The 18,824-nt window shown below is 35.1% G+C and carries 15 protein-coding genes and 1 riboswitch; of the genes, 13 read left to right on the top strand and 2 right to left on the bottom strand.

Annotated features, from left to right (window positions below):
• Positions 1-26: 26 nt before the first annotated feature.
• Entirely contained in the window at positions 27-1,145 is a 1,119-nt protein-coding gene (leuB, locus tag FGF67_RS04250) for a 3-isopropylmalate dehydrogenase (RefSeq protein WP_139695227.1), read from the bottom strand.
• A gap of 77 nt (positions 1,146-1,222) precedes the next feature.
• Entirely contained in the window at positions 1,223-2,398 is a 1,176-nt protein-coding gene (locus FGF67_RS04245) for a 2-isopropylmalate synthase (RefSeq protein ID WP_139695226.1), read from the bottom strand.
• Between the two features lie 148 nt (positions 2,399-2,546).
• Here FGF67_RS04245 and FGF67_RS04240 point away from each other — a divergent pair, with 148 nt between their 5' ends.
• The 13 genes from FGF67_RS04240 to FGF67_RS04180 all read left to right on the top strand — a co-directional run bounded on the left by FGF67_RS04240 (position 2,547) and on the right by FGF67_RS04180 (position 18,818).
• Positions 2,547-4,097, top strand: coding sequence for a hypothetical protein (locus FGF67_RS04240; protein ID WP_139695225.1), 1,551 nt, complete (start codon positions 2,547-2,549; stop codon positions 4,095-4,097).
• A gap of 95 nt (positions 4,098-4,192) precedes the next feature.
• Positions 4,193-4,317, top strand: a riboswitch (SAM riboswitch).
• Between the two features lie 123 nt (positions 4,318-4,440).
• Positions 4,441-5,715 carry an O-acetylhomoserine aminocarboxypropyltransferase/cysteine synthase family protein gene (locus FGF67_RS04235; RefSeq protein WP_139695224.1) on the top strand — a complete coding sequence of 425 codons (1,275 nt, stop codon included), beginning with the start codon at positions 4,441-4,443 and terminating at the stop codon, positions 5,713-5,715.
• A gap of 59 nt (positions 5,716-5,774) precedes the next feature.
• Positions 5,775-9,170, top strand: a complete 3,396-nt coding sequence (thrA, locus tag FGF67_RS04230) for a bifunctional aspartate kinase/homoserine dehydrogenase I (protein WP_139695223.1) — start codon at positions 5,775-5,777, stop codon at positions 9,168-9,170.
• 59 nt (positions 9,171-9,229) lie between these two features.
• Positions 9,230-10,405, top strand: a complete 1,176-nt coding sequence (locus tag FGF67_RS04225; RefSeq protein WP_139695222.1) for a trans-sulfuration enzyme family protein — start codon at positions 9,230-9,232, stop codon at positions 10,403-10,405.
• Between the two features lie 4 nt (positions 10,406-10,409).
• Positions 10,410-10,823, top strand: coding sequence for an RrF2 family transcriptional regulator (locus tag FGF67_RS04220; RefSeq protein WP_139695221.1), 414 nt, complete (start codon positions 10,410-10,412; stop codon positions 10,821-10,823).
• 167 nt (positions 10,824-10,990) lie between these two features.
• Positions 10,991-11,248: a DUF2061 domain-containing protein gene (locus FGF67_RS04215; RefSeq protein ID WP_199240653.1), complete on the top strand. Its 258-nt coding sequence runs from the start codon at positions 10,991-10,993 to the stop codon at positions 11,246-11,248.
• 11 nt (positions 11,249-11,259) lie between these two features.
• On the top strand, positions 11,260-11,880 hold the full coding sequence (locus FGF67_RS04210; RefSeq protein ID WP_139695220.1) for a phosphoadenosine phosphosulfate reductase domain-containing protein: 621 nt from the start codon (positions 11,260-11,262) through the stop codon (positions 11,878-11,880).
• Between the two features lie 42 nt (positions 11,881-11,922).
• Positions 11,923-12,828 carry a sulfate adenylyltransferase subunit CysD gene (cysD, locus tag FGF67_RS04205; RefSeq protein WP_139695219.1) on the top strand — a complete coding sequence of 302 codons (906 nt, stop codon included), beginning with the start codon at positions 11,923-11,925 and terminating at the stop codon, positions 12,826-12,828.
• A gap of 147 nt (positions 12,829-12,975) precedes the next feature.
• Positions 12,976-14,223, top strand: coding sequence for a sulfate adenylyltransferase subunit 1 (locus FGF67_RS04200; protein ID WP_139695218.1), 1,248 nt, complete (start codon positions 12,976-12,978; stop codon positions 14,221-14,223).
• A gap of 73 nt (positions 14,224-14,296) precedes the next feature.
• On the top strand, positions 14,297-16,402 hold the full coding sequence (locus tag FGF67_RS04195; RefSeq protein ID WP_139695217.1) for a HEPN domain-containing protein: 2,106 nt from the start codon (positions 14,297-14,299) through the stop codon (positions 16,400-16,402).
• Between the two features lie 9 nt (positions 16,403-16,411).
• Positions 16,412-17,173: a uroporphyrinogen-III C-methyltransferase gene (gene cobA / locus FGF67_RS04190; protein ID WP_139695216.1), complete on the top strand. Its 762-nt coding sequence runs from the start codon at positions 16,412-16,414 to the stop codon at positions 17,171-17,173.
• Positions 17,174-17,176: 3 nt separating this feature from the next.
• A complete protein-coding gene (locus FGF67_RS04185; protein WP_139695215.1) occupies positions 17,177-17,764 on the top strand; it encodes a precorrin-2 dehydrogenase/sirohydrochlorin ferrochelatase family protein in 588 nt (195 codons plus the stop codon).
• A gap of 1 nt (position 17,765) precedes the next feature.
• The gene (locus FGF67_RS04180; protein ID WP_139695214.1) at positions 17,766-18,818 is read left to right on the top strand and encodes an NAD(P)/FAD-dependent oxidoreductase; all 1,053 of its coding nucleotides are present in this window, start codon (positions 17,766-17,768) and stop codon (positions 18,816-18,818) included.
• Positions 18,819-18,824 lie beyond the last annotated feature (6 nt).

The raw sequence follows: 18,824 nt of genomic DNA, 5'->3' as shown, positions 1-18,824 counted from the left end.
AATAGTTTGTTGACTAACTCAAATAATTAAATAATAGTGGATTGTCCTAAATGTATATTAGTAAAGTTTAGATTTGTTTCATCGGGATTATTAATAAAATCTTCAATAAAATCACCTACTTTAGTAGTACTTATATTGTCATATTTGTTATTTAAATCGGGAGTGGTTATATGAAGTTTCAACGATTTATCTACACCTTCGCGTACCAGAGCTGCTTCATCATCTAACCCAAAATGATCCAGTAACATAGCGGCCGACAAAATAGAGGCAATGGGGTTTGCAATACCTTTATTAGCTGCTTTTGTATAAGCTCCGTGAATGGGCTCAAACATGGCATGCTTATCACCTAAAGAAGCAGAGGCCAATAATCCTATTGATCCTACAATAACACTTGCTTCTTCTGATAAAATATCCCCAAACATATTTTCGGTTAAAATAACATCAAACTGTCTTGGGTTAATAATCAGCTCCATAGCTGCATTGTCAATATACATATAACTCACTTCAACATTAGAATATTGAAGCGCTATTTCTTTAACTATACGGCGCCAAAGCCTTGAGCTTTCCAGAACATTTGCTTTATCAACCAAGGTTAATTTTCGTTTTCTTGATTGTGCCGCCTTAAAAGCGCCATGAGCAATACGTTCTATTTCAAAACGCTGATAGGTGCAAACATCTGAAGCCGTGTTACCATCGTCACTTAAATGCCTTTCTCCAAAATAAATACCTCCGGTAAGTTCTCTATAAATGACAAGGTTTGTATCTTTTATCTGCTTAACTTTTAGTGAAGATTTGTTTAGTAAATCTTCATAGGCTATGACAGGTCTTATATTAGTATGCAAACCAAGAGCTTTTCTTATGCCCAAAAGACCTTGTTCAGGTCTTACTTTGGCATCTGGATCATGATCATAGGCAGGGCTACCAATAGCTCCAAATAGAACAGCATCAGCTTCTTTACAAATGTTAACGGTCTCTTCTGGTAACGGATTTCCAGTTTTATCCATGGCACTTGAGCCCACAAGTGCTTTTCTGAAAGTAAATACATGGTTAAATTCCATGGCTATGGCTTTCAAAACCTTGACGGCTTGTGCAGTAACTTCTGGTCCAATACCATCTCCAGGTAAAACAGCAATATTTAATTTCATGGGTTATTCAAAGTGCTTTAAAGAGAAAATGTATTTGTAAATTAGCTAATTGTTATAAATAATTGAAATATATTCGATTAAGAGGATGTAATTTCTTTATAAATCTTGCTGCTTTCAATGATTTTATGAATATCATTATCATCTACTTCCTTTTTCTTATCAGCAAAATCTAAGAAATCTGTGTAAATTTCATCCAATTGAAGTTTGGTTAACTCGTATCCTACATTTTTGGCTCGGTAGGCTAAAGCCGCTCTACCACTTCTAGCGGTAAGTACAATGGCCGATTCTGTTACACCCACATCTTTAGGGTCGATAATTTCATAGGTTTCACGATTCTTAATAACGCCATCTTGATGTATACCAGAACTGTGGGCAAAAGCATTAGCACCTACAATGGCCTTGTTAGGCTGTGTATAAATACCCATACTGTCTGATACCAATTGGCTTATACCATAAAGCATTTCGGTTTGAATACCCGTATCAAGGTTTAAGTAAGGGTGTTGTTTTAAAATCATAACTACCTCTTCTAAAGCGGTATTGCCTGCACGCTCACCAATACCGTTAATAGTACATTCTATTTGTCGGGCACCATTAATAACCCCTTCAATGGAGTTGGCGGTAGCCAAACCTAAATCATTATGACAATGACACGATAAAATGGCTTTATCAATACCAGTTACGTTTTCTTTTAAGTATTTAATTTTTGCACCATATTCGTGTGGTAAACAATACCCAGTGGTGTCTGGAATATTTAAAACTGTAGCACCAGCTTTTATTACCGCTTCACAAACACGCGCTAAATAGTCGTTATCTGTTCTACCAGCATCTTCAGCGTAAAATTCAACATCTTCTACAAACGTTTTGGCATAGGCCACGGCTTTTACAGCGCGCTCAATGATATCTTCTCGCGTCGATTTAAACTTGAATTTTATATGCGAATCAGACGTTCCTATACCTGTATGGATTCTTGCTGTTTTGGCATATTTTAATGCTTCGGCAGCTACTTTTATATCATTTTCAACAGAACGGGTTAAACCACAAACGGTTGCATTCTTTACAATTTTTGAAATCTCTTCAACTGACTTAAAATCGCCTGGACTTGATACTGGAAAACCAGCTTCGATGATATCAACGCCTAAATTATCAAGCTGTTCGGCAATAATCAATTTTTGTTCAGTATTCAATTTACAACCAGGGACTTGTTCGCCATCTCTTAGGGTTGTATCAAAAATTTGGACTCTATTATCAGACATTTATTAAAATATATTTTCGTATTGATTTACGAATGTATATTTTGGTTTTGTAAAAATGGAATTCTACATTTGTTTTTTACGATGTTAAACACAATGAATGTTTTGTTAAAAAGCTTATAATAAGAGTTTTACATCTGTTTTTGTAACTATGACAAGAGAACAAAAAGATAATTTGTTTATTTTAATTAAGTCGCTTTCAAAATCTGAAAAAAGACAGTTTAAACTTTATGTAGGAAGATTAGGGGTAAATGAGGATTCAAAATTCTTAATGCTCTTTAATATTCTTGATAAATTGGGATCTTATGATGAAGCCGTAATCCTTAAAAAAGGGATTGTAAAGAAACAGCAGCTTTCAAATTTAAAGGCACATTTATACAAACAGATTTTAATAAGTCTTCGCTTGAATCCATCTCATCAAGATATTCGCATTCAAATTAGAGAGCAACTTGATTTTGCAACCATTTTATATCATAAAGGGCTTTATAAACAAAGCTTAAAGATTTTAGATAAAGCGAAGAACTTAGCCATTACGAATGAAGAGAAAAATGTGGCTTATGAAATTGTTGAGCTTGAAAAGGTTATTGAATCTCAGTATATTACGAGGAGTTTAAATAATCGGGCTGACGAATTGTCTGTGCAAGCCAAAGAGTTAAGTCAGCAAAATGTTTTGGCTAGTAAATTATCTAATTTATCACTTCAGTTATACGGCCAGTTTTTAAAAACAGGCTATGTGAAGAATAAGGCTGAAACCAAGCGTATAACAGAGTATTATAATGATAGATTGCCTAAGTATGATATTAACGAATTAGGTTTTAGGGAAAAATTGTGGTTGTTTAAGGCTAAATTGTGGTATAGTTTTTTAACCCAAGATTTTTTATCCTGTTATAAATATGCCAAAAAGTGGGTGGATTTATTTTATTATAATGAAGACATGATTGTGCTGCACCCTGTCTTTTTTCTAAGAGGAAATCATTATTTGCTGGAAGCGTTATTTTACTTGAGGCAATATGAAAAGTTTAAAGAGGTATTGTTTAAACTTGAAAATATTACACAGCAAAAATGGTTTCCAGCCGATGATAATATTGATGGTTTAGCCTTTTTATATATTTATAATAACAAGTTTAACTTACATTTTATTGAAGGAAGTTTTGAAGAAGGCATTCCTTTGGTTGATGAGGTGTTAGAACGTCTTCGTGTATATAAAGATCGCATTGATGAGCATCACATTATGGTGTTTTATTATAAAATGGCGTGTATGAACTTTGGGGCTGGTGATAATAAAAAATGTATTTATTATTTAGAGAAAATTATAAGCAATAGGTCGCTTCAAATGCGGGAAGATTTATTGTGTTTTTCAAGAATTTTGAATTTGGTGGCGCACTATGAAGCAGGATTAGATTACAATCTTGATGTGTTAATAAGAAGCACCTATAAGTTTTTAATTAAAATGGAAGATTTGCATGAGGTGCAAAAAGAATTTATCAAGTTTTTAAGAGGTTTGGGGGATATTTATCCGAATGAAGTGAAAAACGAATTCATCAAATTACATAGAAAACTTAAGGAATTTGAAGATGATCCTTATCAAAGTCGTGCGTTTTTATATTTAGATATTATCTCATGGTTAGAGTCTAAAATAGAAAATAAACCCATAGGTCAAATTATTCGAGATAAGTTTCAGCAACGCATGTTGAACTCTTAAATTTTTACAAAAATTTAAAATTTCACCTGAAAAAATTTGGAAATTAATTTTTCTGAACGAATATTTGCAATTACAAAGTTCAAAGACTTACTGAGATGTTATCAAGAAAGGCGGAGGGATTAGACCCTATGAAACCTTAGCAACCCTTTAAACTTATTAAAGAAGGTGCTAAATTCTACTTGAATATTGATTCATTTATCGATGTTTGGATAGATAACCATAATAAAATTGCTCTTAGCAATTTTAAAATTCTTTATAACATTTTTCTATTAAGTACATCTATAAAAAGGTGCATTTTGACTTTTGAATTAATTAAATTATTAACTCAAAAAAAATTAGAAAAATGAGTACACAAAAATTTGCAACAAACGCGCTTCATGCAGGACATGAAACTAGTGCAACTGGCGGAACAAGAGCGGTTCCTATTTATCAAACTACATCGTATGTGTTCAATAATTCAGAACATGCGGCTAATTTGTTTTCACTACAAGAATTAGGCTTTATTTATACAAGATTAAATAATCCTACCAATCAAATTTTACAGGAACGTTTAGCAGCGCTTGAAGGTGGTATTGGTGCGGTAGTATTTGCTTCTGGTACAGCAGCGATTTCAACGGGTTTGTTAACGCTGTTAAAGGCAGGAGATCATATTGTGGCTTCAAGTAGTTTGTATGGCGGAACATACAATTTATTAAGCGTAACGTTACCGCGATTAGGTATCACAACCACATTTGTTGATGCTTCAAACCCTGAAAATTTTAAACATGCCGTTCAAGATAATACAAGAGCCTTTTTTGTAGAGTCCTTAGGAAATCCCAAATTAGATGTGTTAGATTTAGAGGCAATAGCTGAAGTGTCAAAAGCAGCAGGCGTTCCTTTCATTGTAGATAATACAGTGGCAACACCAGCTTTATTAAATCCAATTGAGCACGGCGCAAATATTGTTATTCACTCATTAACCAAATATATTGGGGGACAAGGTACTTCGTTAGGAGGCGCAATAATTGATGCTGGAACTTTTGACTGGGCCAATGGGAATTTTCCGGAATTTACAGAGCCTTCAGCAGGTTATCACGGATTGAAATATTATGAAACTTTAGGGGCTGCCTCCTATACATTCAAATTGATTTTAGAGGGATTACGTGATTTTGGTGGCGCCTTAAGTCCAACAAATGCATTTAATATCATTCAAGGGTTGGAAACCTTACCTGTAAGAATCAAGCAGCATAGTAAGAATGCTTTAGAGTTGGCTAAATGGCTTGAGGCTCAACCTGAAGTGGCATGGGTAAATTATCCAGGATTAGAAAGTAGTACATATAAAGCTTTAGCAGATAAATATTTACCTAAAGGACAAAGCGGAATTGTTACCTTTGGAGCAAAAGCAGGTTTTGAAGCGGCAAAGACCGTAGCAGATGAAACAAAGATATTTTCATTGTTAGCTAATATAGGAGATACAAAATCATTGATTATTCATCCGGCAAGTACCACCCATCAACAATTGGATGAAGCGGCTCAGGCTTCGGCAGGTGTGTCGCCAGATTTAATCAGGTTGTCTGTTGGGATTGAGGATATTGAAGATTTAAAAGCGGATTTAAAGCAGGCTTTTGAAAAAATATAACTATTAATAACTTGTTTGATGCTGCAAAGTAAAACAGGTTAAATGTAATTTGAATATTAGTGGATACGCCATTACAACATATCATTCTTGAAAACTTTGTTACTGAAAGTAAAGTTTCCATTCCTCAAATAAAATTGAGTTATCAGGTGTTTGGTAAACCATTAGGTACTGCACCTATAGTTTTAGTGAACCATGCCCTTACGGGTAATAGTAATGTGGCAGGTAAAGATGGCTGGTGGAAGGATTTAATTGGTGATGATAAAGTGATAGATACCAAGTTGTATTCTATTTTAGCGTTTAATATACCAGGAAATGGTTATGATAGCTTCATCATTGATAACTATAAGGATTTTGTAGCTAGAGATGTGGCTAATATATTTCTGTTAGGTCTTGAAAAACTAAATATTCCTAAAGTGTTTGCTACCATAGGTGGCTCACTAGGTGGGGGTATAGCTTGGGAAATGGCCGTTAATAAACCAGATTTTACTGAGAATTTGGTGACTGTGGCTACCGATTGGAAGTCTACCGATTGGTTGATTGCCAACTGTCAAATTCAAGAGCAGTTTTTGCTGAATTCAAAAAATCCGGTACATGATGCTAGAATGCATGCCATGTTGTGTTATCGAACCCCAGAATCTTTTAAAGAACGCTTCCACCGTTCTATAAATGATGATTTAGAGATTTTTAATGTGGAGAGTTGGTTATTGCACCATGGCAAAAGGTTACAGGAACGTTTTCAGCTTTCGGCTTATAAACTCATGAATCAATTGCTTAAAACCATTGATGTAACCAAAGGAAGAAAAGAAGATTTCAATGTTTTAGATACAATAAAGGCTAATATTCATATTATTGGGGTGGACTCCGATTTGTTTTTTACAGCAGAAGAGAATAGAGAAACTCATAGGCAGCTGGCATTAACACATCCTAATGTGACTTATAATGAAATACATTCGGTGCATGGGCATGATGCCTTTTTAATGGAGTATGAGCAACTGGAGAAAATAATTGAAGGCATTTTTGTGCCTGATTCAAAAAGAAAACGCATGAAAGTTTTAAAGTTTGGGGGTAAGTCTCTAGCTAATGGAAAAGGATTAGAAACAGTACTTTCAATCATAGAGAATAAGGTAAAAAATGGGGATCGTATCTGTGTAGTGGTTTCGGCACGAGGATCGGCAACCGATGATTTAGAGGCTATTTTAAATAAAGCCTTAAAAGGAAAGTCATATAAAGAAGCTTTAGAGGCTTTTAAAACCTATCAGATTGAACCTTTAAAATCAGTCGATTTTTCAGAAGAGTTCTCTGTTTTAGATCAGCTTTTTGAAGGTGTTAGTTTGTTACGTGATTATAGTAAAAAAACCAAAGATAATATTTTAGCACAGGGCGAGCTATTGTCTGTAAAACTAATCACAACCATCTTGAATGAGCGCGGAGTTAACGCACATGCTACCGATTCAAGAGATTTAATAAAAACAGATGAAGCTTTTGGCAATGCGCAACCATTGTCAAAACTTTCAAAGGAAAACACGCAGGCATATTTCAAAAAACATAAAGATTCGGTAAATGTAATTACAGGTTTCATTGCTTCAAATTTGAAAAATGAAACCACTACATTAGGCAGAAATGGCAGTAATTATACAGCGGCTTTAATTGCTAATTTTTTAGATGCGGATGAGCTTCAAAATTATACACATGTAAACGGCATTTACACAGCCGACCCTAATTTAGTTTCTGATGCCAAACAGATTAGAGAATTGTCATTCAGTGAAGCCAACGAGTTGGCTAATTTTGGAACCTCGGTATTGCACGCCAAAACCATCATTCCTTTAGTTGAGAAAAATATCAGCTTAAGAATACTCAATACATTTAATCCTGAAGATGAAGGTACCTTAATTACAGCTCGACCAAGTACTAAGGAAGTAACTTCATTATCAATTCTTGATAATGTGGCGTTATTGAATTTTGAAGGAAGAGGGCTTTTGGGTAAAATTGGTGTTGACGCTAGAATTTTTGGAGCTTTAAGCAATTATGGTATCAGTGTGAGTATAGTGTCTCAAGGGTCTTCAGAGCGGGGTATAGGGTTGATTATAGATGCAGATCAAGCTACACAAGCTGTTTTGGCGCTTGAGAGGGAGTTTGAGAGTGATTTTTATTCGCAAGACGTGAATAAAATTGATGTGGTTGATGACGTATCTGTGATCTCCATTGTGGGTATTGAATTGAGCTCGTTTCATAAACCGTTCAATGCTTTAATTAGAAATCAGATTACACCGTTACTTTTTAATAACACAGTAACAGGAAAGAATGTAAGTTTGGTGGTGAAAAAGAACCAATTGCATAAAGCGGTTAATGTGATTCACGGTGAAGTTTTTGGTATTTCTAAAAAAATAAACATTGCCATTTTTGGTCATGGAGGTGTAGGCGGGGCTTTAATCAATCAAATTTTAAAGTCTAAGGAAGATATTGAGAAAAGAAAGGGTATTCATCTTAACGTTTTTGCAATAGCTAACTCTAAAAAAATGCTTTTAAATAAAGATGGGGTTTCAGAAAATTGGAAAGAAGAAATAGCAGAGTCATCTATTGAAAATTCAATTGACGATATCATAGCGTTTGCCAAAACACATCATTTAGAAAATTTAATAGCGGTTGATAATACCGCGAGTTCTACCTTTTATCAAAACTACATACCTTTGGTTGAAGCTGGTTTTGATTTGGTGTCATCCAATAAAATTGCTAACACGATTTCTCATGAGTTTTACACCAATTTACGCGTTAATTTAAAAGAGCATAATAAGGAATATTTATATGAAACCACAGTTGGAGCAGGATTACCTTTGATTGATACCATTAAATTATTGCACGAATCAGGTGAAAATATTACACGTATTAGAGGCGTGTTTTCAGGAACCTTAAGTTACTTGTTTAATAATTTTTCGGTAGAAGAAAAGCCATTTAGTGCCATTATTAAAGAAACAGTAGACAAGGGTTTTACCGAGCCAGATCCGCGAGAAGACTTTTCAGGAAATGATGTAGCGAGAAAATTACTAATTTTGGCTAGAGAATTAGATTTACAAAATGAATTTGAAGATGTTGAGGTGCTAAATCTTATTCCAGAAGCTTATAGAGACATTTCTGTAGCAGAATTTTTGTCGCAATTAGAAGTGCTGGATGTAAGGTATCAAAAACTAAAAGACGAACAAAAACCGGGGCACGTACTACGTTATGTGGGTGATTTGTCTGGTGATTTATCTCAAGATAAAGGTGTTTTAGAGGTGAAATTAGTTTCAGTGCCAGAAGATAGCACCCTGGGACATGTAAAGGGATCTGATGCTATTTTTGAGATATTTACAGAATCATATGGTGAACAGCCTATTGTAATTCAAGGAGCTGGAGCAGGAGCCGAGGTAACTGCTAGAGGTGTTTTTGGAGATATTTTAAGATTATCGAAAATAAAATGAATTTAGACGTTATGTCGTCTTGTAAATAGGTCAATTGTATTGATCATAAAAAAAGTAAAGTGAGTAAAAAGCAGTTTGAAACAGAAGCTATTCGTACACAATCAGAAACCACTCAGTTTTCTGAACATTCGGTGCCGTTATACTTAACCTCGGGGTTTGTGTTTGATGATGCAGAAGAAATGCGCGCATCATTTGCAGAAGAGAAACAACGTGATTTATATAGTAGATACAGCAATCCTAATGTCAATGAATTTGTAGATAAAGTATGTTTGATGGAAGGTGCAGAAGCTGGTTTTGCTTTTGCAAGTGGTATGGCTGCTGTGTTTTCAACCTTTGCTACCTTGCTTGATGCAGGTGATCATGTGGTGTCGTGCAGCTCTGTGTTTGGAGCAACTCATGGTTTGTTTACCAAGTATTTCCCAAAATGGAATATTGAATGTTCGTATTTCAATATTGATGAGGTGGAAACTATCGAAAATTTAATTCAACCTAATACAAAGTTTATCTATGCAGAGACACCTACCAATCCGGGAGTTGATGTTTTAGATTTAGAATTTTTAAGCACTATTTGTAAAAAGCATGGTTTGTTGTTAGTAATTGATAATTGCTTTGCTACACCATATTTGCAAAACCCTATTAAATTTGGTGCTGATTTAGTAATCCATTCGGCCACGAAATTAATGGACGGACAAGGGCGAGTACTTGGTGGTATTACTGTAGGGAAAAAAGAATTGATTCGCGAAATATATTTATTCTCAAGACTAACAGGACCTTCAATGAGTGCTTTTAACGCCTGGGTGTTGTCCAAATCATTAGAAACACTTGCAGTAAGGGTAGATAGGCATTGTGAAAATGCATTAAAACTTGCCGAGTATTTGGAGTCGCATCCAAAGGTAAAATGGGTAAAATATCCGTTTCTAAAATCGCATCCTAAACATGACATAGCCAAAAAACAAATGCGATTAGGTGGAAGTATCGTAGCTTTTGAAGTAAAAGGTGGTTTAGAAGGCGGTCGTGCTTTCTTTGATGCTATAAAGATGTGCTCACTATCGGCCAATTTAGGGGATACCAGAACCATTGTAACACATCCAGCAAGTACTACACACGCTAAGGTTGAGGCCGATGTTAAAGCAGCAGCGGGTATAACTGACGGAATGGTGCGTTGTTCGCTTGGTTTAGAGCATATCGATGATATTATTTCTGATATTGAACAGGCTTTAAAAAAGTTATCTTAAAGACATGCTATCTAAAAAAACGAAATACGGACTAAAGGCTTTAACTTTTATTGCTAGAACACAAGGAGACGAACCAGTACGAGTTAGTGAAATAGCCAAAAGCGAAAGTATTCCGCCAAAGTTTCTAGAAGGGATTCTGCTAACGTTAAGAAAAGCGGGTATTTTAGGCTCAAAAAAAGGGAAGCACGGGGGGTACTATTTAAGACAATCTCCCGCGCTAACAAAAATGACCGATGTTATGCGAGTGTTAGAGGGGCCTATTGCTATGGTGCCGTGCGTGAGTTTAAACTTTTATGAAAAGTGTGATGACTGCCCTGATGAGCATAAATGTAGTGTACATAAATTAATGATTGAGGTTAGAGATAGCACACTTAAAGTGTTTAGAAACACAACCTTAGCCGATTTGTCTGAAGAATAAATTAGCAAATAATCATTTTTTCTTTTATTCTCTTAAAAAGTTTCCTGCGTATTACTTAAAAAAACACAAAAAATCTAAAAATTAAAAAATAGAGTTTGTAAAGTAAAAAAAAGTATTACTTTTGTAATCCCTACTAAACTGATAGGATTAATATAATTCAACGACAAATGATAGGACAAATGTTATTAAAAAGTAAAGAAAAGTCTACGTATAAAGAGGATACTACTAGTGAAAAACCGCTAAGAAGTGTTGTAAAGTCACTTAGCTGGAGAACAATAGGAACTTTAGATACGGTATTAATTTCTTGGATAATAACGGGTAAATTAGATTTGGCTTTTTCAATAGGAGGTATTGAATTAATCACTAAAATGGTGTTATACTTTTTCCATGAACGAGTTTGGAATTCTATTAAGTGGGGAAAATAAAAAATTAAACAATGTTTACAGAGAATCAAATACAAGAGTTAAACAAAGCGTTTAAAGAGGCGACGCCGAAATCAATTGTAGAAAAAGCACTTGAGTTAAGTCAAAAAGCGGTGGTGACTACTAATTTTAGGCCGTATGAAGCGGCAATATTGCATGCTGTAACTCAGGTAGAAGCAACGTTGCCAGTCGTGTGGTGTGATACAGGATATAATACACCACAAACATACAGGCATGCAGAGCAGGTGATAAAAGATTTAAATCTAAATGTGTTTTTGTATGTCCCAAAGCAAACTTCGGCGCATAGAGATGTAGTATTGGGAATACCTGCTGTTGATGATCCTGAACATGCTTTGTTTACTGAGCAGGTGAAGCTAGAGCCTTTTAAAAGAGCTATGGATGAGCATAAACCTAAAGTTTGGTTTACAAATTTACGTCAGGGGCAAACCGCATTTAGAGATAGCATAGGGATTTTTAGTTTAAGTAAAGATGGTGTTTTAAAGGTAAGTCCGTTTTACTTTTGGTCTGATGAGAAATTAGATGGGTATTTAAAAGAGAATAGCCTTCCTAATGAGTTTAAATATTTTGATCCAACCAAAGCATTAGCAAATAGAGAGTGTGGTTTACACGCCTAATCAATAAAAAATAGTTCCGCGAAAGCGAATTGAAACACAATTATGAATAAAGATACATCACATATCAACTCGTTAGAAAATGAAGCGATATACATTATGAGAGAAGTTGCAGCGCAATTTGAAAAACCTGTGTTGTTATTTTCAGGAGGAAAAGATTCAATTACTTTGGTAAGATTGGCTGTAAAAGCATTTTATCCAGCAAAAGTGCCATTCCCTTTAATGCATATCGATACAGGACATAATTTTCCTGAAACCATAGAATTTAGAGACCGATTGGTTGAAGAGTTAGGTTTAGAATTAATTGTAAGAAATGTGCAAGATTCTATAGACCAAGGTAAGGTAAAAGAAGAATCAGGAAGGTATGCTAGTAGAAATATGTTACAAACTACAACACTTCTTGATGCTATTGAAGAGTTTAAGTTTGATGCTTGTATTGGTGGTGCACGTCGTGATGAAGAAAAGGCTAGAGCTAAAGAGCGTATTTTTTCTGTACGTGATGATTTTGGTCAATGGGATGAAAAAAATCAGCGCCCAGAGTTGTTTGATATGTTGAATGGAGAGATAGAGCATGGGCAAAATGTTCGTGTGTTTCCAATTTCAAATTGGACCGAGTTAGATGTATGGTCTTATATAGAGAAAGAAAACATTGAAATTCCTTCTATATATTTTGCACATAAACGTAAAGTATTCTTAAGAGATGGTATGATTTGGTCGGCGGAAGATGATGTGGTTTATAGAGATGATCATGAAGAGGTTATTGAAGAAATGGTGCGTTTTAGAACGGTAGGGGATATGAGTTGTACAGCAGCGGTGTTGTCAGAAGCGTCTACTATTGATAAGGTAGTTGAAGAGATTAGAGAATCGACTATTTCAGAGCGTGGCGCACGTATAGATGATAAACGCTCTGAAGCAGCTATGGAAAAACGTAAACAACAAGGGTATTTTTAAAATGGTTAATGGTTGTTAGTTATCTATTAAAGGTAATTTAAATAAGCAAACATTTTCAAAAAAATAAATTATAATATAAGTTGTTGAATATAAAAGGTTAATAGGGAAACCTGCTAACCAGAAACCAACAACCAACAACAGTATAAAATGGAAGTATTAAAAATAGCAACAGCAGGAAGTGTAGATGATGGGAAAAGTACGTTAATAGGACGTATTCTCTATGATACAAAATCTTTAACTACAGATAAGTTAGAGGCTATTGAAAAAACAAGTAAACAACGTGGTTATGATTACTTAGATTTTTCTTTAGCAACAGATGGTTTAGTTGCTGAAAGAGAACAAGGTATTACTATAGATGTAGCGCATATCTATTTTTCAACCAAGAAGAAAAGTTATATCATTGCCGATACTCCTGGTCATGTAGAGTATACCAGAAACATGGTTACTGGAGCCTCAACATCACAGGCCTCAATCATATTAATTGATGCAAGAAAAGGCGTGATTGAGCAAACTAATCGTCACTTTTTTATCAATAATTTATTGAGAATAAAAGATGTAGTGGTTGCTATCAATAAGATGGATTTAGTAGATTATTCTGAAGAGGTTTATAACAAAATTAAAGCCGATTTTGAAGCGTTAATGAGTAAGCGTGATTATCAAGGACAAAAAATTACGTTTATTCCCATTAGTGCATTAAAAGGTGATAACGTAGTAAACACCACAGATAAAATGCCTTGGTATAAAGGCGAAGCTTTGCTAGAGCATTTAGAGCAATTAGATAAAGCCGATATCTTTAATACAGGTACTCCGCGTTTTCCAGTGCAGTATGTGATTCGTCCAAAAACAGAAGAATTCCATGATTTTAGAGGTTATGCTGGTAAAGTTTACGGAGGAAATTTAAGCGTTGGTGATGCCGTTGTGGTGTTACCATCAATGACCAAATCAAAAATCAAAGAGATTTATTTCTATGATGAAAAATATGAAACGGCTTCAAGACGTTCGTCAGTAACCATCACTTTAGAAGATGATATCAATGTAAGTAGAGGTGATATGATTGTTAAGGATGGTGATTTACCAACTATTGAAAAACAGTTTACAGCGAATGTGTGTTGGATGGATGCTACCCAATTAAATACAGGTGGCAAATACATTGTTCAACATGGGATTAATAAAGTATTGGCTAAGGTTGATAAGATTAATCATAAAATTCACCCTGATTATTCAGGCATTGAAGAAGGTGTAACAAGTATAGGTGTTAATGATATTGCTTCAATATCATTTAAATTGAACAAACCTATTTTTTATGATCAGTTTAAAAATCATAGAACTAATGGGTCTTTTATTCTTATTGATCCGCAGTCAAATAATACCGTTGGCGCGGGATTTATCCAATAGAATAAAAGCAGCTTAACAAATAATAATATAGTCAAACTAACAAATTCCTTCCCGTTGGGAGGTTAGCAGAGGAATGCAAAGTTTTAGAACAGAAATAGAAAATCCAGTAGTTGAAAAAGATATCATCGATTTAGCAAATAAAATTGAGCTTTTTCACAACGGTAAGGTTGATGAAGAAAAATTTAGAAGCCTTCGTTTAGCACGTGGTGTTTACGGTCAACGTCAAGAGGGCGTACAAATGATTCGTATTAAATTACCATATGGGAAAGTGAAAAGTAATCAGTTACGTAGAATTTCAGAAGTATCTGATGAATATTCTCGTGGGCGATTACATATCACAACACGTCAAGATATTCAAATTCATTATGTAGACTTGAATAGAACGCCAGAGCTGTGGGCTGAACTTGAGCGAGATGAAATTACCTTAAGAGAAGCTTGTGGTAATACCGTGAGAAACGTAACAGCTAGTGAAACTGCTGGTATTGATGTTAATGAGCCATTTGATGTATCTCCTTATGCGGATGCTCTATTTAGGTTCTTTTTGAGAAACCCAATTTGTCAGGAAATGGGGCGTAAGTTTAAAGTGTCTTTCTCAGCTTCTGATGACGATACGGGATTGTCATACTTGCATGACCTTGGTTTTATAGCTAAAATACAAGAAGGACAACGCGGCTTTAAAGTATTGCTTGGAGGTGGTTTAGGATCACAGCCACGTCACGCTGATGTGTTATTTGATTTCTTACCAACGGATAAAATCATTCCAGTAATGGAAGGTGTTTTAAGAATTTTTGATCGTTATGGTGAGCGTAAAAGCCGAGCCAAAGCGCGTATGAAATTCTTAATTAAGGATATTGGTTTAGAGGCTTTTAAAAATTTAGTTGAAGCTGAGCAAAATGCTATAGCCTTAAAATCAGTAGCTATTGATGCTGATGCCTATGAATATGCTCAGCCAGTTGTGGTATCTAATGTTCCAGAAGTTACTATCAAAGATGAGCAAGCTTTTGAAACTTGGAAAAGCACAAACTTAGTGCCTCAAAAACAAGAGGGGTATGTGGCTATAGGTATAAAGGTGCTTTTAGGAGATTTTTACACGGATAAGGCAAGGCTTTTAGCAGATTTAGTTGAAAATTATGCGGCGGGAGAAATTCGTTTGTCATTACGTCAAAATATATTGATTCCTTATGTAAAAGAGGAACTAGTGCCATTTTTCTATCATGAGTTAGAAAAATTAGGGTTTGTTGAAGCAGGTTATAACAAAGCGGTTGATATCACAGCCTGTCCAGGTACAGATACTTGTAATTTGGGTATTGCAAGTAGTACTGGAATTGCTGATGAATTAGAGCGCGTTATAAAAGCAGAATATCCACAGTATTTAAGCAACGAAGATTTAGTGATTAAAATTAGTGGATGTATGAATGCTTGCGGACAGCACAATATGGCCAACATTGGGTTTCAAGGAATGTCTGTTCGTACACCAGATAAATTAGTAGCTCCCGCATTACAAGTATTATTAGGTGGCGGTAATTTAGGTGATGGAAATGGTGTTTTTGCAGATAAAGTGGTGAAGGTACCAAGTAGAAGAGGACCCGAAGCTTTAAGGAGAATCTTGAATGATTATGAGGCTAATGCCAAAGGGAAGAAGTTTGTTGCGTACTATAAAGAAAAAGGTGAAAGGTATTTCTATGACTTTTTACAAGATTTACAAGATGTTAGTAATTTAACTGAAAGTGATTTTATTGATTGGGGTACGGAAGAGAAATATGTAAAAGAGATTGGTATAGGGGAATGTGCTGGTGTGGTCATTGATTTAATTGCTACCTTATTTTTAGAGAGCGAAGAAAAAATTGAGAATGCTAAAGAAGCTTTAAGAAATAAAGTGTATTCAAGTGCTATTTATCATGCGTATAGCTCGTTGGTAAATTCAGCAAAAGCATTATTATTAGCAGAAAACAAGAAAACAAATACCCATGCTGGTATTATCGCACAATTTGATGAGATTTTTGTTGAAAGTGAAAAAATTGAGTTGGGCAACGTTTCTTTTTCAGAATTAGTGTATCAAATTAATAAATTTGCTCCTTCTGAAGACTTTGCATCAAAATATATTGAACAAGCAAATCAGTTTTTACAAAAAGTAAGAGCTTTCAGAGCAGTTGAAACTAATGCTGCAAAAGCGGTCTAAAATTATATAATGAACTTGAAAACACCCAAACTAACGGTTGTAGGCGCAGGTCCTGGCGATGAAGATTTAATAACCCTTAAGGCTATTAAGGCTATTGAATCTGCCGATGTGATACTTTTTGATGCGCTTATAAACGAAAATCTATTAAAATATACCTCTCAAGATACGGAGCTTATTTTTGTGGGAAAACGTAAGGGGTGTTATGCATTTCAGCAAGAACAAATCAATGAATTGATTGTCTCAAAAGCAAAAGAAAAAGGACATGTAGTAAGATTAAAAGGTGGTGACCCTTTTATTTTTGGGCGTGGTGCTGAAGAAATAGATTATGTAAGAGCATTTGGATTGGAAACTTATGTAGTGCCAGGTATATCATCGTCTGTAGCGGTGCCAGCTTATCAAGGTATTCCATTAACAAAACGAGGTGCTTCCGAAAGTTTCTGGGTCATTACTGGTACCACGAAGAAGCATAAATTGTCAAGTGATGTAGCTTTGGCAGCCAAATCAAACGCCACGGTAGTTATTTTAATGGGAATGAGTAAGCTTGGTGAGATTGTAAAGATTTTTTCCGAAGCAAACAAGCAAGATTCGGCTGTGGCTGTTATTCAAAATGGAACTAGACAAGATGAAAATGTAGGTATAGGAACCATAAATACTATTGAAAGTATTGTTGCAGAAAAACAATTATCATCACCAGCAATCATTGTTATTGGTGATGTGGTAAAAGAGCGTGCTACATTGAGTTCTATTTATAATGAGATAGCAGAAAAGTAGGATATGGAAGAAAGAAATAATTTGTATCCTATTTTTTTAAAAGCCAGAAGTTTACAGGTGCTTATTGTAGGTGGTGGTTTTGTTGCCGAAGAAAAATTAACGTTTCTTTTAAAATCGAGCCCCGATGCACATGTAACAATGGTATCCCCAATGTTTAGGGAAGGAACTATAGCTTTGGCCAAGACTGGTGATGTAACTTTAATTAAAAAGAAGTACAAGAAAAAACATCTTAAAGGAAAACATATTGTGGTGGCAACCACCAACAAGCCAAAAGTCAACCTGAATGTACATAAGCATTGTAGACAACAAAGCATTTTGGTAAATGTGGCTGATAATCCACCATATTGTGATTTTTATATGGGAGGGATTGTAACAAAAGGTAATGTAAAAGTGGCTATTTCTACCAATGGAAAATCGCCAACTACCGCTAAACGTTTAAGGCAATTTTTTGAGGAAGTAATTCCTGAAAACATAGACGATTTAGTGAAAAATTTGAACGAATACAGAAAAACAATAAAAGGTGATTTTGAAGAAAAAGTGGAAACACTTAACGAATTCACAAAAGGATTAATACAAAAAAAAGAATCATAAGATGATCAAGACTGATATACTTATTATCGGAGCAGGACCAACTGGGTTATTTACCGTTTTTGAAGCAGGGTTATTAAAACTAAAATGTCATTTAATTGACGCATTGCCACAGCCTGGTGGCCAGTGTTCAGAGATTTATCCTAAAAAACCCATCTATGATATTCCTGGGTTTCCTGAGATTTTAGCGGGTGATTTAACCAAAAACTTGTTGGAACAAGGCAAGCAATTCGAGCCAGGTTTTACTTTGGGTGAGCGTGCCGAAACTATTGATAAACAAGAAGATGGTTCTTTTATTGTAACCACAAACAAAGGCACAAAGCACCATGCGCCAGTGGTGGCTATTGCCGGTGGTTTGGGATCTTTTGAACCAAGAAAACCAGCTATTGAAGGCATAGTAGATTATGAGGATAATGGTGTAGAATACATTATTAAAGATCCTGAATTTTACAGAAATAAGCGTGTTGTCATTTCTGGAGGTGGTGATTCTGCCTTAGATTGGAGTATCTTTTTAACTGATGTAGCTTCAGAAGTAACGTTAATTCACAGAAGAAATGAGTTTAGAGGGGCGTTAGATTCGGTTGAAAAAGTTAGAGAACTAACTCAAGGAGGAAAAATTAATTTAATAACACCTGCAGAAGTTACTGAACTTCATGGTGAGGGTAATATCGAAGCGGTAACCTATGTTAAAGAAGGGGAGGCAACTCGTGTTGAGACCGATCATTTTATTCCATTATTTGGATTGTCACCAAAATTAGGACCTATTGGAAATTGGGGACTAGAGATTGAAAAGAATGCCATTAAAGTAGATAATTCGTTAAACTATCAAACCAATATTCCTGGTATTTTTGCCATTGGAGACGTGAATACGTATCCTGAGAAGTTAAAATTAATTCTTTGTGGTTTCCATGAGGCTACGTTAATGTGTCAGGCAGCTTATAGAATTATCAATCCTGGTAAAAAGTACGTTTTGAAATATACAACCGTAAGTGGAATTGATGGTTTTGACGGGTCAAGAAAAGAAGCGCCAAAAGCTGTAGTTCAAGCTATAAATTAAATTTTT

This window comes from Allotamlana fucoidanivorans (genome assembly GCF_006265225.1).
Taxonomy (GTDB): Bacteria; Bacteroidota; Bacteroidia; order Flavobacteriales; family Flavobacteriaceae; genus Allotamlana; species Allotamlana fucoidanivorans.
The sequence above is the reverse complement of the archived record's forward strand: the minus strand, read 5'-3'. Positions and strand labels throughout refer to the sequence as shown.

Excerpts from the sequence above, each read along its gene's own strand:
- leuB (WP_139695227.1), bottom strand. The coding sequence starts at position 1,145 with ATGAAATTAAATATTGCTGTTTTACCTGGAGATGGTATTGGACCAGAA.
- FGF67_RS04245 (WP_139695226.1), bottom strand. The coding sequence starts at position 2,398 with ATGTCTGATAATAGAGTCCAAATTTTTGATACAACCCTAAGAGATGGC.
- FGF67_RS04240 (WP_139695225.1), top strand. The coding sequence starts at position 2,547 with ATGACAAGAGAACAAAAAGATAATTTGTTTATTTTAATTAAGTCGCTT.
- FGF67_RS04235 (WP_139695224.1), top strand. The coding sequence starts at position 4,441 with ATGAGTACACAAAAATTTGCAACAAACGCGCTTCATGCAGGACATGAA.
- FGF67_RS04220 (WP_139695221.1), top strand. The coding sequence starts at position 10,410 with ATGCTATCTAAAAAAACGAAATACGGACTAAAGGCTTTAACTTTTATT.
- FGF67_RS04215 (WP_199240653.1), top strand. The coding sequence starts at position 10,991 with ATGATAGGACAAATGTTATTAAAAAGTAAAGAAAAGTCTACGTATAAA.
- FGF67_RS04210 (WP_139695220.1), top strand. The coding sequence starts at position 11,260 with ATGTTTACAGAGAATCAAATACAAGAGTTAAACAAAGCGTTTAAAGAG.
- cysD (WP_139695219.1), top strand. The coding sequence starts at position 11,923 with ATGAATAAAGATACATCACATATCAACTCGTTAGAAAATGAAGCGATA.
- FGF67_RS04200 (WP_139695218.1), top strand. The coding sequence starts at position 12,976 with ATGGAAGTATTAAAAATAGCAACAGCAGGAAGTGTAGATGATGGGAAA.
- FGF67_RS04195 (WP_139695217.1), top strand. The coding sequence starts at position 14,297 with ATGCAAAGTTTTAGAACAGAAATAGAAAATCCAGTAGTTGAAAAAGAT.
- cobA (WP_139695216.1), top strand. The coding sequence starts at position 16,412 with ATGAACTTGAAAACACCCAAACTAACGGTTGTAGGCGCAGGTCCTGGC.
- FGF67_RS04185 (WP_139695215.1), top strand. The coding sequence starts at position 17,177 with ATGGAAGAAAGAAATAATTTGTATCCTATTTTTTTAAAAGCCAGAAGT.
- FGF67_RS04180 (WP_139695214.1), top strand. The coding sequence starts at position 17,766 with ATGATCAAGACTGATATACTTATTATCGGAGCAGGACCAACTGGGTTA.